The organism is Photobacterium lucens, assembly GCF_009873615.1.
GTDB lineage: Bacteria > Pseudomonadota > Gammaproteobacteria > Enterobacterales > Vibrionaceae > Photobacterium > Photobacterium lucens.
In genome coordinates this window covers 1-1,247 of the sequence record NZ_SSMG01000418.1, presented here as the reverse complement: position 1 = coordinate 1,247, position 1,247 = coordinate 1, and the positions used below count along the sequence as shown (strand labels likewise).

General features: G+C 34.5%; 1 protein-coding gene. It reads right to left on the bottom strand.

Annotated elements, in window-relative coordinates; translation table 11 throughout:
• Positions 1-306: 306 nt before the first annotated feature.
• Positions 307-1,167: an RNA polymerase sigma factor RpoS gene (rpoS, locus tag E5A76_RS17115; protein WP_161119668.1), complete on the bottom strand. Its 861-nt coding sequence runs from the start codon at positions 1,165-1,167 to the stop codon at positions 307-309.
• Between the last annotated feature and the right edge of the window lie 80 nt (positions 1,168-1,247).

Below are 1,247 nucleotides of genomic sequence, written 5' to 3'. Positions count from 1 at the left end.
TAAATATGTTAATAACTTCTAATTATTAGTTAAAGAAGTTTTAGTAACCAATAGTTATTATTATTGAATAAATGATTTGTTTCGATGGCTGTGAGGTATTTTATAGCTATAACCGTTTGTTTTTCTTTATCGATAAGCTTCATTGAATAGCGGGTGTTATTATCTGAACCTCTGTTTTCTATCCAGAAGATTAAGGTCATGGGATCTGAATGGAATTGGCTGATTGCGAGCTTATGTTCATAATCAGCGAAAGAGTGATAGCAGAACTCTATATAAATAGATTCCATTATTATACTCGCTTGTATATTAAGCGGTTTCGGAAAATAGGATATTTAGGTCGTAATTTTCTCGTTCTAATGAGCGCTTGAGTGTTTTTAATGTTTTGATTTGTAGTTGGCGGATACGCTCTCTTGTTAAGCCAACAGAATCTGCTACCTCTTGTAAGGTATGAGGTTCATACCCCATTAACCCATAGCGACGACAGATGATTTCGCGATCTCGAGGGGGTATTTTATCAAGGATCATGCTGGTAAGTTTGATCATATCCTCGTTATCGGTTTCAGCACCTGGCGTTGCAATTTGTTCATCGGCAACAAGATAGGCAACTGTATTTGAGTTGTCGCTATCACCTAGCGTTTGCTCTAAAGAGACAACATTAATTTCACTCGATAATAATGATGAGATCTTATTAATATCTTTATTAAGTTCTTTAGCTATATCGTCTTGTGTTGGTTCACTATTGTTGGCTTTCATTAACTCACGATGAGTACGTAATAATGTATTAATCTCTTTTGATACATGAACAGGTAAACGAATGGTTCGATTCTGATTATGTATGGCTCTTTCGATAGTTTGTTTTATCCACCATGTGGCATAGGTAGAGAAACGGAAACCTTTTTCAGGATCAAATTTATCAACAGCTGTCATTAAGCCAATGTTTCCTTCATCGATGAGATCGTTAAGAGACATTTGGGCAGCGTGGTATTTCTTTGCAATACTGACTACGAGTCTTAGGTTTGATTCGACTAAAACTTTCTTGGCGCTAGAATCACCCATTAAAAACTTACGACTATATTGAATTTCATCTTCTTTAGTCAGTAATGGTTTATTTGAAATATCGTTTAGATACAAACGTACAACATCGGCTTCAAAACTTACTGCTTCCATTCTATTGTCCTTAATAAAATTAAAATCCAATGACAAATGCAATCATTCCGTAATTGCATTGTTAAATATTTAAATTTAAT